Genomic DNA, 13073 nt, shown 5'->3' with positions numbered 1-13073 from the left:
CTGGCGCAAGCGGCCATCGGCCCCGCCGGCCAGGATCTGCGACAATACGGCCCCATTTTTGCCCGCAGCCTGTCGCCACGTGGCCCGATCCCGCTCCCGCATCGACCGTACTCCTTTCCAGACCGAGATCCTCGACCTCAGCCATGACGGTCGCGGCGTCGCCCGCCGTGAGGGCGAAGGCGGCAAGGTCACCTTCATCAGCGGCGCCCTGCCGGGCGAAGTGGTGATGGCGGAGCAGACCGCCCGCAGCCGCCACTTCGACGAGGCCCGCACCCTCGAGGTGCTGCAGGCCTCGCCGCAGCGGGTGACCCCGAAGTGCCCGCATTTCGGCACCTGTGCCGGCTGCGTGCTGCAGCACCTGGAGGAAGGCCAGCAGATCGTCGCCAAGCAGCGCGTGCTGATGGACAACCTGGGACGGATCGGCCACGTGACGCCGGGAACCGTGCTGCCGCCGCTGGTCGGCGACAGCTGGGGCTACCGCCGCAAGGGCCGGTTCTCGGTGCGCCGGGTCGAGAAGAAGGACAAGACCCTGGTGGGCTTCCGTGAACAGGACCCGCGTTTCGTCGCCGACCTCAGCCAGTGCCTGACCGTGATCCCGGAAATCGGCACCAAGGTCGAGGCGCTGTCGACCTTCATCGAATCCCTGGATGGCAAGCGCGACATTCCGCAGATCGAGTTCATCGCCGGTGACCAGGCGGTGGTGCTGACCGTGCGCCACCTGCAGCCGCTCAGCGACGCCGACCGTGCCGCCTGGGCTGCCTTCGGCCAGCAGCACGGCTTCGTCATCTACCTGCAGTCCGGTGGCGTGGACACCGTGCAGCCGCTGGACGGGCAGGGTGTGCCGCTGTCGTTCCGGCTGGCGCCGTGGGATGTGGAACTGGCGTTCCGTCCGCTGGATTTCATCCAGGTCAACGCCAAGCTCAACGAGAAGATGATCGCCCATGCGCTCGACCTGCTGGAACCGGGCGAGGACGAGCGTGTGCTCGACCTGTTCTGCGGGCTGGGCAATTTCACCCTGCCGCTGGCGCGCCGCGTGCGTGAAGTGGTGGGCGTGGAGGGCGATGCCGGGCTGGTGGCGCGTGCGCGCGCGAACGCCGAGCGCAATGGCCTGGCCAATGCGCAGTTCCACAGTGCCGACCTGACCCAGGACCAGCGCCATACCGCATGGATGCGCCAGGGCTTCGACAAGCTGCTGCTGGACCCGCCGCGGTCGGGCGCGATCGAAGTGCTGCAGCAGCTGCCGTTGAAGCAGTTCAAGCGGATCGTCTACGTCAGCTGCCACCCGGGCTCGCTGGCCCGCGACGCCGGCTACCTGGTCAACGAGCAGGGCTTCACCCTGGTCAGCGCCGGTGCGATGGACATGTTCCCGCACACCGCGCACGTGGAAAGCATCGCGGTCTTCGAGAAGCGCTGAGCGGCGGTCATGCCCATCGCGCATAATGGCGCGATGGGCATCGAAATCGAACGCAAATTCCTCGTCACCAGCGAGGCCTGGCGCACCGCTGCGCATCGGGTGATCCCGATGGCGCAGGGCTACATCAACGACATCGGCGCGCTCGACCGTGGCACCCAGAACGCCTCGGTGCGGGTGCGCATCGAAGGCGAAACGGCCGCGCTGAACCTGAAGTCGCGCACGATCGGGCACACCCGCCAGGAATTCGATTACCCGATTCCCGTACAGGACGCGCGGGCGCTGCTGGCGCTGTGCGTGGGCGGGCTGATCGACAAGCGCCGGCACCTGGTCGAGCACGCCGGGCTGGTCTGGGAAGTGGACGAATTCCTTGGCGACAACGCCGGCCTGGTGGTCGCCGAGGTCGAGCTGGCGCACGCCGACCAGGCCATCCGCCTGCCGGACTGGGTCGGCGACGAGGTCACCGACGACGCGCGCTACTACAACGTGGCACTGGCCAATCGCCCCTATTCACAGTGGTGAAGCACGCTGTCCGCTGAGCCGCGTCGTCGTCGCCCCCTTTAACACGTGGCGGCGATCCCCATCTGCTGTGGATGAAGATCGATATCTACTCCGACGTGGTCTGCCCCTGGTGCTGGATCGGCAAGCATCGTTTCCAGCAGGGCGTGCAGTTGCTGGGCGCCGACGCGCCTGAACTCGACATCCACTGGCAGCCGTTCCAGCTCGACCCGGATGCGGATGCGACCCCGGTGCCGCTGCGCGAGGCGTATGCGCGCAAGTTCGGTGGCGCCGAGCGCACCGCGCAGATCCTCGACCAGACCCAGACCACCGCACGGGCCGAGGGCCTGCCGATGGATTTCAGCCAGGGCCAGGTGCGGGTGACCACGCTGCCGGCACACCGGCTGCTGTGGCTGGCCGGCCAGCACGGCGTCCAGGATGCCGTCGGCGAAGCCCTGTTCCGCGCCCATTTCGCGCACGGCCGCAACCTGGCCGACCCGGCCGTGCTGGTGGAGGCCGGCGCTGCCGGTGGCCTGGCTGCCGATGAGATCCAGCAGATGCTGGCCTCCGACCTTGGCCTGGCCGAGGTCGAGGCACGGCTGGCGCATGCCCATGCGGTGGGCATTTCCTCGGTCCCCACCTTCGTCATCGACGACCGCTGGGCCATTTCCGGCGCGCAGCCGCCAGAAGCGTTCGCCCAGGCCCTGCGCCAGATCGCAGCAGAGCAGGGCGCGGCGAGCGGCGGCGAGAGCGGCGGCGAGGGCGACGCCTGCGGGGCTGACGGTTGCCGCGTGTGAAGGCATGACCCGGTGGCGCGGCGCAGCGCATCCCCCGGCCGCGCATCGCCCCCACCTGCGTCGGCGGGCCGGTTCTGCGACAATGCGGCACTGCGCCATGCGGGCGCCCGTTGTGGAGATCGACCATGCTGCTGATCGGCGTCGCCGGCACTGAACTGACCGCCCAGGAACGCGACTGGCTGCAGCACGATGCCGTGGCCGGGGTGGTGCTGTTCAAGCGCAACTTCGCCTCGCGCCAGCAGGTCACCGAACTGAGCGCGGCGATCCGAGCCGCCGCGCCGCGCCCGCAGTTGATCTGCGTGGACCAGGAAGGCGGCCGCGTGCAGCGTTTCCGCGAGGGCTTCAGCGAACTGCCGCCGCTGCAGGACATCGGTGCGCAGTACGCCGCCGACCCGCAGCAGGCGCTGGCGCTGGCCGAACAGCACGCCTGGCTGATGGCCAGCGAAGTGCGCGCCAGTGGCGTCGACCTGAGCTTTGCGCCGGTGGTCGACCTCGGCCGCGGCAACCGCGCCATCGGCAACCGCGCTTTCAGCGAAGACCCGCAGGTGGTGGCCGCGTTCACCGCCGCCTACGTGCGTGGCATGCATGCCGTCGGCATGGCCGCCACGCTCAAGCATTTCCCTGGCCATGGCACCGTGCTGGAAGACACCCATGTCGATACCGCGATCGATCCGCGTGCGCTGGACGAGCTGCGTGCGCAGGACCTGGTTCCGTTCGCGGCCGGCATTGCCGCCGGTGCCGATGCGGTGATGATGGCGCACGTGGTCTATCCGCAGATCGCGCCGGAACCGGCCGGCTACTCGCCGCGCTGGATCCAGGACATCCTGCGCGGCGAGCTGGGCTTCCGTGGCGTGGTGTTCTCCGATGACATCGGCATGGCGGCCTCGCACAGCGCCGGCGGCGTGCCCGCGCGCGTGCATGCGCACCTGGACGCCGGCTGTGATGTGGTGCTGGTCTGCCACCCGGAGCTGGTCGATGAAGCCCTGCACGCCGTGCAGGGACGCTCCCTCAATACCGCTGCGCTGCTGGGCCTGCTGGGCCGCGGCGCACTTGGCTGGGACGGCCTGCTGGCCGATGCCCGCCATGGCGACACCCGATCCCGTCTGCTTGAAACCCTTGGAAGAACCGTCTGATGCCGAACCTCACCATTTCCCAGGCCCTGGCCCAGGCTGACCTGCTGGTCGACCGTCCCACCATCGACAAGGCCATCGCCGGTATCGCCGACGCCATCGCGCGCGATTACCAGGGCGAGGTGCCGCTGTTCCTGTCGATCATGCATGGCGCGCTGCCGTTCGCCGGCCAGCTGGCGCTGGAACTGGGCACGCGCGGCCAGGACGTGCAGTTCGATTACCTGCATGCCACCCGCTACCGTGGCGAGACCACCGGCGGCGACCTGGTATGGAAGCACAAGCCGGCCACCGCGCTGTTCGGCCGCCGCGTGCTGCTGGTCGATGACATCCTCGACGAGGGCTATACGCTGCAGGGCGTGCGCACCTGGTGCCTGGAGCAGGGCGCCACCGACGTGCGCATCGCGGCGCTGACGGTGAAGAAGCACGACCGCGCGCTGCCGGACGTCAGCGCCGACTACGCCGGCATCGAACTGCCCGACCGCTACGTGTTCGGCTTCGGCATGGACGTCAACGAGACCCTGCGCTGCGTGCCGGCCATCTACGCGATGAAGGAGTAACCGCGCGGCCGTCCGCGGCCCCGTGTGTCCTGCCGCCGGCATCTTCGGGTGCCGGCGTTCGTCTTTTCCTGGAGTGCCTTGAATGCAACAGATTGCCCTGGCCGTGATCGGCGGAACCGGTGTCTACACCCTGGCCACGCTCGACGACGTGCAGACCCACGAGGTCGATACCCGTTTCGGCCGACCGTCCGGCCCGGTGCGCGTCGGCACGCTGCTCGGCCACCGCGTGGCCTTCCTGGCACGCCATGGTGAAGGCCATTCGCTGCCGCCGCACAAGATCAACTACCGCGCCAACCTGGCCGCGCTGCAGCAGATCGGGGCGCAGCGGGTGCTGGCGCTGAACACCGTGGGTGGCATCGGCGATGCATTCGGTCCGCGCGTGCTGGCCTGCCCGGACCAGGTGATCGATTACACCTGGGGCCGCATCAGCACGATCTGTGAAGAAGAAGGCAGCGACGTGCTGCACGTGGATTTCGGCCATCCGTACACGCCGATGCTGCGCAGCAAGATCCTGGCGGCGGCGAAGGTGACCGGCGTGAAGGTGCACGATGGCGGCTGCTATGGTGCAACGCAGGGGCCGCGCCTGGAAACCATCGCCGAGATCGCGCGCATGCGCCGTGATGGCTGCGACCTGGTGGGCATGACCGGCATGCCCGAAGCCGCGCTGGCGCGCGAGCTGGGGCTGGATTACGCCTGCCTGGCGATCGTGGCCAACTGGGCCGCCGGCTGTGGCGATGGGGAGGAGATCACCATGGCCGAGGTGCTGGCCAACGTGCAGGCCGCCAGCAACGGACTTCCGGAACTGGTCGGCGAATTGGCACGGGGGTGATTGTCTTCGCGTAGCAAGCTTTGCATACTCAGCTTGTGCGCGGGTTCAGCGTACACCACCCATTCATTGCATAAGGTCTCGCATCACCATGCCGAACGGTACCGTCAAGTGGTTCAACGACGCCAAGGGATTTGGCTTCATCTCGCCGGAGGATGGCAGCGCCGACGTGTTCGCGCACTTCTCCGCCATCAACTCCAAGGGCTTCCGCAGCCTGCAGGAAGGCCAGCGTGTCACTTATGACGTGACCCAGGGTCCGAAGGGTGCCCAGGCGTCGAACATCACGCCGGCCGAGTGATCCACTCGTCAGTGCGTTGAAAACCCCGCTCCGGCGGGGTTTTTTTTTTGCAGCCGCGTTGCGCCCCGGCGGGCGCCCGGTTCTTTTGCGATCCGGCTCGGGCACAATGCGGGCATGACGGAACGACTGCGCATTGCCGTGATTGGCTACGGTACCGCGGGCCAGGCATTGGCCATCCTGCTGACCCGTGACGGCCACGAGGTGGAGATCTTCGAGCGGGTACCGACGCCGGGACCGGTCGGGGCCGGCTTCCTGCTGCAGCCCAGCGGTCTGCAGGTGCTGTGGCAGATGGGCCTGCTGGATGCGGTACGCGCGCATGCGGCGCCGGTGCACCGGTTGTATGGCGATACCCCGTGCGAGCGCGCGGTGATGGACATGGGCTACGCCGGCCTGGATCCGCGCCTGCACGGTCTCGGCATGCAGCGCGGAGCGTTGTACTCGTTGCTGGATGATGCGCGCGCCGGTGCCGGGCAGCTGCATGCGGGCACGGCCATCGTCGACGTGGACAGCGCACAGGGACGGGTGCGTGATGCCAGCGGCCGCACGCATGGTCCGTTCGACCTGGTGGTCGCCGCCGATGGCGCGGCATCGACGCTGCGCGCGGGGATTGCCGGCGGGACCCGGCTGGACCGGGTGTATCCCTGGGGAGCGTTGTGGTGCCTGCTGCCGGCCGGTGACTGGCCGCACCTGGACCAGCTGCGGCAACGCTATGTGGCGGCGCGCAAGATGATCGGGCTGTTGCCGGTGGGAACCCGCCCCGGTGATGACACCACACGGCTGAGCTTCTTCTGGAGCCTGCCACGCACCGATTTCGAGCGCTGGCAGCGCGACGGAATGGCGCCGTGGCTGGAGGAACTGCACGGACTGTGGCCGCAGGCCAGCGCACGCTTCGCCCATCTGCAGGAGGCGGACCAGCTGGCCCGCGCGGTCTATCGCGATGCGGTGGTGACGCAGTGGCACCAGGGGCGGCTGGTACTGGCCGGTGATGCGGCCCATGCGATGAGCCCGCAGTTGGGGCAGGGCGTCAACATGGCGCTGCTGGATGCGCTGGCGCTGCGCGATGCGGTGCGCTGCCACGGCGGCAGTGAGGCGGCTCTGCGCAGGTACCAGGCACAGCGGCGCGCGCATGTGGCGGTGTACCAGCGCTGGAGCCGTTGGCTGACGCCGCTGTTCCAGTCCGACCGCGATGGCTGGGCGCGTGCGCGCGACGTACTGCTGGGGCCGATGGGGCGATTGCCCGGTGGCCGTGGTCACATGCTGCGCGTGCTCAGCGGTACCCAGCAGGGGTGGTGGGGCGCGATGTCGCTGGATCCGGCCTTCATCGACGCACTGGCGAACGCACCTGCGCCGGCTGCGGCCACGCCGCTGCCGGCCACGGCGTGAAGCCTGTCGTCACGTCAATTAACGGTTGCCTCACTCGATGTGTGCGACAAGAGATGAGCACGCGACAGCCGCGTCGCCCGTTTTCCTTTCCGTGATCAATCATCGCGCGTGGCCCGGGCGGCGGTGTCGTCGCGGCCTGCTGCGGCCCGGATGTGCCGCCTGACGGAAGAGGAGGACGCCATGTTGTTCGCGGTCGAAGAGCTGGAATCGGAAATCTGCAAGCTGCGCGGATTGCTGCGGATGCTGCACGAAGACCAGCCCGACGTACTGGAAGATGTGTTCGAGTTCCACGTGGGCAGCCTGATCAGCCACGCCGCCCCCGAACACCATGGCCACATCCGCGCCTGTGCACACGACATGCTCACCGCCATCCGGACCCTGCCACGGCGCAGCGACCCCGGTCCGGCGGATTTCACGCTGATGCCCGGGCTTGCCGCGCGCCCGGCGTGATCCTCCGGTAGCGGCGCCGCCGCGCTGACCGCTAGCGGGCCGGCAGTGGCACGACGCTGCCTTCCACGCACGCCAGCAGCCGCTCACCCGGTGACAGCACCGGCACCATGCCGGCGGTGAATGCCGAGAACGCGGGCAGGATGGTGATGTCCGTGCGCAGCCAGAAGGCGGGAAAGCGCCGCCGCAACGCCGGCAACGCAACCTGCGGATGCAGGTGGCCGGCCAGCACGTGCGCATCGCTGGCCGGCTGTGGTTCGTGGCGCAGCAGGAAGGGCCCCAGCCGCGCATCGTCATGCATCTCCACCTGCAGTGCGGCGCGCGGCAGCTGGCGGTCGTGGTTGCCGCGCACCACATGCACGTCCAGCGTGGCGTGCTGCTCGCGCCAGCCCATCCATTGCTGGTACCACGCTGCGCGATGGGCCGGGCCATGCAGGATGTCGCCGAGGATCCACAGCTGCCGGCAGCCGTGCACCGTCAGCAGGTGCTGCAGCCGCTGCAGGTCATCGCGGGTTCCGCCGGCGGGCAGGGCGATGCCGGCGCGGCGGAACACATCGGCCTTGCCCAGGTGCAGGTCGGCGATGAACAACGCGTTGCGTGCCGGCCACAGCAACGCGCGGCCGCCCAGCAGCTGCATCGATTCGCCCGCCAGCTGCAACGGCAGATCATCGGCCATGGCGGCGCTCCAGCTGCTGCGCGGCACGCTGCACGCGGGTACGCCAGTCCTCGTTGCTGAACTGGCCGCGCAGGCGCTCGGCCCACAGCGGAAATGCCAGCGGGGTCAGCGATGATGGATGCTGCAGTGACAACGGCCGCGTGGCGATGCGTGCCAGCACCTCCTGCACGCCAGGCAGGTCAAGGCTGTCATGCAGCACTTCATGCTCGGCCAGGGCCAACAGCAGATGCTCCGGATCATGCTCGCGCAGCACGTCGTGCAGCAGCCCGGCCGAGGCCTGCAGCTGGCGCAGCGAGCGCGGCATGCCGCCTGGCAGGCTCGGCACCAGCAGCCCGGCCACGCGCGCGATGCCACGGAACTGGCGGCGCGCCAGCTCGCCCAGGTTCACTGCTTCGCGCAGGTCCTGCAGCAGGTTGTCCTGCGCCAGCAGGACGCGCCACTGCGCGGCCTGCAGGTCCACCGGCGTCGCCGGCGCCAGCACCAGGCCATGGTCGTTCACCGCGTAACCGATGCTGTTGCGCTGGCGGCGCGTGCAGCGCAGCGCCAGCAGCGCGGCCAGTGCTTCGTGCACATGGCGGCCCGCGAAGGGGTAGACGAACACGAACTGGCCTTCCCGCCGCCGCACCTCCTCCACCAGCAGGTGCGCGGGCGAGGGCAGCGCCGACAACCGTGCCTGCAGGGCCAGCAGCGGCGCGAGCCAGCGCGACTCCGGACTCGGCCGGTCGCCGGACAGCACCGCTTCCAGTTCGCGCCCGAGCGGCATCGACAGCGGCAGCTGCCCGCCCTGCCAGCGTGGAACGACGCCGTTGCCGCCGCCGCGCGCGCGGCGCACATAGGCGGTCATGTCGCGCAGCTGCACCAGCTCGAGCAGGCGCCCGGCGAACTGGAAGCGGTCACCGCGCCGCAGGCGGCTGGCGAACTGTTCTTCCACGGCGCCCAGGCCTCCACCGCGCAGGAACTGCACGCGGACGCTGCCATCGCTGCTGATGGTGCCGATCGACAGGCGGTGGCGCAGCGCCTGGCGCCGGTCGGTCATGCGGTACAGGCCGTCGGCACCGCGCTCCACCTTGTGGAAGTCCGGGTAACGGGACAGCGCGTTGCCGCCCTGCACGATGAAGTCGAGGACGGCGTTCCACTGCGCGTCCTGCAGGCCGGCGAAGGCATGGGTGGTGCGCACCTGCGCCAGCAGCGCGTCGGCACTGAAGCCTTCGCCCAGGGCGCGGGTGATCGCGTGCTGTGCCAGCACATCCAGCGACAGCGTGGGCGGGCGCCGCGCCTCGGTGATCCCCTCCTGCAGGGCACGGCGTACCGCAGCGTATTCGGCCAGCTCCAGTGCATGGCTGGGAATGCACAGGATCTCGCCACTGGCACCGGGCCGGTGGCGCGCACGCCCGGCACGCTGGCGCAGCCGCGCCACGCCCTTCGGGCTGCCCAGCTGCAGCACCTGGTCCACGGCCGGGAAATCCACGCCGAGGTCGAGGCTGGAGGTGGCCACCACGCAGCGCAGGGCGCCGGCACGCAGGCCGTCCTCCACCTGCTGGCGCAGTGCCGGATCCAGCGAGCCATGATGCAGGGCCAGTGTGTCCGGTTGCTCCGGCCAGACCGCAGCCAATGCCTGGTGCCACAGCTCTGCCTGCGCCCGCGTGTTGGTGAACAGCAGGCTGCTGCGCGCGTGCAGCAGTGCATCGAGCACGCGTGGCAGCTGTGCCAGGCCGAGATGCCCGGCCCAGGGGAAACGTTCGCCGGGATCGGGCAGCAGGCTGCGCACGATCACCGGGCGCTGCCGCGCGCCTTCCACGATGGGGGCCTGCGGCCGGTCCGGCAGCAGGACATCACGCGCCTGCGCCAGGTTGCCCAGCGTGGCCGACAACCCCCACAGCTGCAGCGAAGGCGCGGCTGCACGCAGGGTTGCCAGATTCAGCTGCAGCAGGACGCCGCGCTTGTTGCCCAGCAGCTCGTGCCACTCATCCACCACCACGCAGCGCAGCTGCTGCATGCGGGCCAGCGTGTCGGGATAGCTCAGCAGCAGGGCCAGTGATTCGGGCGTGGTCACCAGCACGTCGATGCGGCCTTCGCGCGCCAGGCGCCGCTCGCGGTTGCTGGCATCGCCACTGCGCAGCCCGACGCGCCAGCCCAGGCCGAGGCCGTCGATCGGCGCCTGCAGGGCGCGCGCGGTGTCGCTGGCCAGCGCGCGCAGCGGGGTCACCCACAGGACCTGCAGTGGCCGCACCGCGCTGGCACGCTTGGGCACCGGCGGAGGATCCAGCATCGCCTGCAGCAGCGGGCCACCGAACATCGCCAGTGTCTTGCCGCTGCCGGTGGGGGTATGCAGCAGGCCTGATTCGCCCGCCAGGTAATGGCGCCACATCGCGCGCTGGAATGGCAACGGGCGCCAGCCGCGGCTGCCGAACCAGTCCTGCAGACGGCCCAGCGCGTCGCTGCGCTTCATCGCGCCAGGGCCTGCAGCTGCGCCAGCTGGTCGGCCTCGGCGGCGGGCTTGTCGTGGCGCCAGCGCAGGATGCGGGGAAAACGCACGGCGATACCGGACTTGTGGCGCGCGCTGCGGTTGACCGCCTCGAAGCCCAGTTCGAACACCTGCTGCGGACTGACACTGCGGACCGGGCCAAAGCGCTCGCGCGTATGCGCGCGGATCCAGCGGTCCAGGGCCAGGATCTCCTTGTCGTCCAGCCCGGAATAGGCCTTGGCCACCGGCACCAGTGCGTCGCCATCCCAGACCCCGAAGGTGTAGTCGGTGTACAGCGTGCTGCGCCTGCCATGGCCGGCCTGCGCGTACAGCAGCACCGCATCGATGGTGAGCGGATCGACCTTCCATTTCCACCAGTCGCCACGCCGGCGGCCGGACTGGTAGACCGAGTCGCGGCGCTTGAGCATCAGGCCTTCCACGCCGCGCGCGCGCGCGGCATCGCGCAGCTTCGCGGCATCGGACCAGTCATCGGCCGGCACTTCGGGTGACAGCTGGATGCGCGGGTCGCCCAGCGCACCCAGCAGTCCGGCCAGCTGCGTGCGGCGCTCCTGCAGGGGCAGCTCGCGCAGATCGCGGCCTTCGCGTTCCAGCAGATCGTAGGCCAGCACCCGCACCGGGGTGTTGCGCAGCGTGGCCGCGCCCGGCTTGCGACGCTGGATGCGGGTCTGCAGCGCGGTGAAGGCACGCGGCAGGTCGGCCGTGCTGTCCCAGGCCAGCAGTTCGCCGTCCAGCACGCAGCCATCCGGCAGCGCGGCTGCGGCCTGTTCGATTTCCGGGAAGCGGCCATCCAGGCGTTCTTCGCCACGTGACCACAGCGCGACTTCGCCGCGTCGCTTCAGCAGCTGCAGGCGGATGCCGTCCCATTTCCATTCCAGCAGCCAGGCACCGATCTCGCCCAGCCGTTCGGCGGGCAGGCCTTCCAGCGGCGACGCCAGGAAGAAGGGGTAGGGCTGCTGGCGGTCGGTGGGCAGTTCCTGCGGCGACAGCAGCGCCGCCAGCAGTCCGGGCGACGGAACCCACTCACCGAGCATGCGCTGGGCGATGCGGGCGATGTCCAGCCCTGACCATTCGGCCAGCGCCTGCTGCACGACCCGTTGCGATACACCGACCCGCAACGCGCCGGTCAGCAGCTTGTTGAACACCAGCCGCTCGGCGGCGGGCAGGCTTCGCCAGCCCGCGACCACCGCGGCACGGCGCACGGCTTCAGGCTGGTTGGCGACGGCCAGCAGATGCTGTTCGATCCAGTCCGCCAGAGGGCGCTCGGTCGCCGCGCCGGGTGGATCATCCAGCAGCAGGGTCAGCGTCTCGGCCAGGTCGCCCACCTGCGCGTAGCTGTCCTCCACCAGCCAGGCAGGCAGTGCGGATTCCTCGGCGATCCAGCTGCGCAGTTCGGTGCTGCCGGCGATCTTCCTGCGCGCGCCACCGACCTTGCCGCCGCTGAGCAGGTACAACGCCCATGCCGCATCGTGTGCACCGGCATGGGCGAAGTAGTCGATCAGGGCCGCGCGCTTGTCCAGTGTGGCGGTACTGCGGTCCAGGCGCTGGTACAGCGCGGCGAAGGCCTTCATTCCTCGCTCCCGAAATCGGTGCGGAACGCTTCGGCGGCGACCCCGCGTTCGCGCAGGAACGGAATCAGCGCATCGGTGTTGCCGTGGGTGGCGATCACCCGCTTCGCGCCGGTCTGTTCGATCGTCTGCAGCAGCGCCGGCCAATCGGCGTGGTCGGACACCACGAAGCCCCGGTCGACGTTGCGACGGCGGCGGTTGCCACGCAGCTGCATCCAGCCCGAGGCGAAGCCAAGCTGATGGCGGCCGAAGCGCCGCAGCCAGGGCGTGCCCGCGGCCGACGGCGGCGCCAGGATCAGCTGGCCGGCCGCATCGGGCTGGCGCCCCTGTTCGGCCACGGTGAGGGTATCGAGCATCGCGATGCCCGCCTCGCGGTAGACCGATACCCCGTTGGCAATGGCCCCGTGCAGCCACGCGGGCTGATCATCCAGCGTGCGCAGTTCGGCCAGTACGCGCTGCGCCTTGCCCAGGGCGTAGCACAGCAGCACGGCGGCCTCGCCGCGCTGCGCGCATTCGCGGCGCCATGCCACGATGTCGGCGGCGACGGCGGCGGTGTCGGGCCAGCGGTAGATCGGCAAGGCAAAGGTGGCTTCGGTGATGAACGTATCGCAGGGCACGACCTCGAACGGTGCGCAGGTGGGATCCGGCTGGCGCTTGTAGTCGCCCGAGGCGACCCAGACCTGTTCGCCGTCGTCGATGCGCACCTGTGCCGAGCCGAGCACATGGCCGGCCGGATGCAGCGAGACCTGGACCCGGCCCAGCGTGAACGGCACACCGTCGGCGTGCGCCTGCAGCGGGACCTCGCCGAGCCGCCAGCGCAGGATCGGCACGCTGCCCTGGCTGCAGTGGTATTCGCCCATTCCCGGGCGCGCATGGTCGCCGTGGCCATGGGTGATGACCGCGCGCGGCACCGGCCGCCACGGGTCGATGTAGAAGCCACCGGCTGCGCAGTACATCCCTTCCGGCCGCAGCACCACCAGATCGTCATTGCCTGCCATGC

13 protein-coding genes are annotated in these 13073 nt (G+C 69.8%); 9 read left to right on the top strand and 4 right to left on the bottom strand.

Going from position 1 to position 13073, the window contains the following annotated elements; genetic code table 11:
* Window positions 1–79 precede the first annotated feature (79 nt).
* The 9 genes from rlmD (at window position 80) to Q5Z10_RS15900 (ending at window position 7350) form a co-directional block, all read left to right on the top strand.
* Entirely contained in the window at window positions 80–1414 is a 1335-nt protein-coding gene (gene rlmD / locus Q5Z10_RS15940; RefSeq protein WP_303636355.1) for a 23S rRNA (uracil(1939)-C(5))-methyltransferase RlmD, read from the top strand.
* Between the two features lie 33 nt (window positions 1415–1447).
* Complete coding sequence (locus Q5Z10_RS15935; protein ID WP_303639205.1) at window positions 1448–1933, top strand: CYTH domain-containing protein; 486 nt, start codon at window positions 1448–1450, stop codon at window positions 1931–1933.
* A 71-nt stretch (window positions 1934–2004) separates the two neighbouring features.
* The gene (locus Q5Z10_RS15930) at window positions 2005–2706 is read left to right on the top strand and encodes a DsbA family oxidoreductase (protein WP_303636354.1); all 702 of its coding nucleotides are present in this window, start codon (window positions 2005–2007) and stop codon (window positions 2704–2706) included.
* A 125-nt stretch (window positions 2707–2831) separates the two neighbouring features.
* On the top strand, window positions 2832–3839 hold the full coding sequence (gene nagZ, locus Q5Z10_RS15925; protein ID WP_303636353.1) for a beta-N-acetylhexosaminidase: 1008 nt from the start codon (window positions 2832–2834) through the stop codon (window positions 3837–3839).
* Complete coding sequence (locus Q5Z10_RS15920; RefSeq protein ID WP_303636352.1) at window positions 3839–4393, top strand: hypoxanthine-guanine phosphoribosyltransferase; 555 nt, start codon at window positions 3839–3841, stop codon at window positions 4391–4393. Before nagZ ends, Q5Z10_RS15920 begins: the two co-directional genes overlap by 1 nt.
* An 82-nt stretch (window positions 4394–4475) precedes the next feature.
* A complete protein-coding gene (locus Q5Z10_RS15915) occupies window positions 4476–5222 on the top strand; it encodes an S-methyl-5'-thioinosine phosphorylase (RefSeq protein WP_303636351.1) in 747 nt (248 codons plus the stop codon).
* Window positions 5223–5310: 88 nt separating this feature from the next.
* On the top strand, window positions 5311–5517 hold the full coding sequence (locus Q5Z10_RS15910; protein WP_005410590.1) for a cold-shock protein: 207 nt from the start codon (window positions 5311–5313) through the stop codon (window positions 5515–5517).
* 114 nt (window positions 5518–5631) lie between these two features.
* On the top strand, window positions 5632–6900 hold the full coding sequence (locus Q5Z10_RS15905; RefSeq protein ID WP_303636350.1) for an FAD-dependent oxidoreductase: 1269 nt from the start codon (window positions 5632–5634) through the stop codon (window positions 6898–6900).
* A 180-nt stretch (window positions 6901–7080) separates the two neighbouring features.
* Entirely contained in the window at window positions 7081–7350 is a 270-nt protein-coding gene (locus Q5Z10_RS15900) for a hypothetical protein (protein ID WP_303636349.1), read from the top strand.
* Between the two features lie 31 nt (window positions 7351–7381).
* On the opposite strand, the gene pdeM is transcribed toward Q5Z10_RS15900, so the two are convergent.
* Genes pdeM through Q5Z10_RS15880 form a run of 4 tightly spaced genes read right to left on the bottom strand, consistent with a single transcriptional unit; the run spans window position 7382 to window position 13071 of the window.
* A complete protein-coding gene (gene pdeM, locus Q5Z10_RS15895) occupies window positions 7382–8023 on the bottom strand; it encodes a ligase-associated DNA damage response endonuclease PdeM (protein ID WP_303636348.1) in 642 nt (213 codons plus the stop codon).
* Entirely contained in the window at window positions 8013–10472 is a 2460-nt protein-coding gene (locus tag Q5Z10_RS15890; protein ID WP_303636347.1) for a ligase-associated DNA damage response DEXH box helicase, read from the bottom strand. The genes pdeM and Q5Z10_RS15890 overlap by 11 nt, the downstream gene beginning before the upstream one ends.
* A complete protein-coding gene (locus Q5Z10_RS15885; RefSeq protein WP_303636346.1) occupies window positions 10469–12076 on the bottom strand; it encodes an ATP-dependent DNA ligase in 1608 nt (535 codons plus the stop codon). Before Q5Z10_RS15885 ends, Q5Z10_RS15890 begins: the two co-directional genes overlap by 4 nt.
* Window positions 12073–13071 (bottom strand): ligase-associated DNA damage response exonuclease, encoded by a 999-nt coding sequence (locus Q5Z10_RS15880; RefSeq protein WP_303636345.1) that lies wholly within the window; start codon window positions 13069–13071, stop codon window positions 12073–12075. Before Q5Z10_RS15880 ends, Q5Z10_RS15885 begins: the two co-directional genes overlap by 4 nt.
* Between the last annotated feature and the right edge of the window lie 2 nt (window positions 13072–13073).

The sequence above is a fragment of the Stenotrophomonas sp. 704A1 genome (assembly GCF_030549525.1).
Taxonomy (GTDB): Bacteria; Pseudomonadota; Gammaproteobacteria; order Xanthomonadales; family Xanthomonadaceae; genus Stenotrophomonas; species Stenotrophomonas tuberculopleuritidis.
The sequence above is the reverse complement of the archived record's forward strand: the minus strand, read 5'-3'. Positions and strand labels throughout refer to the sequence as shown.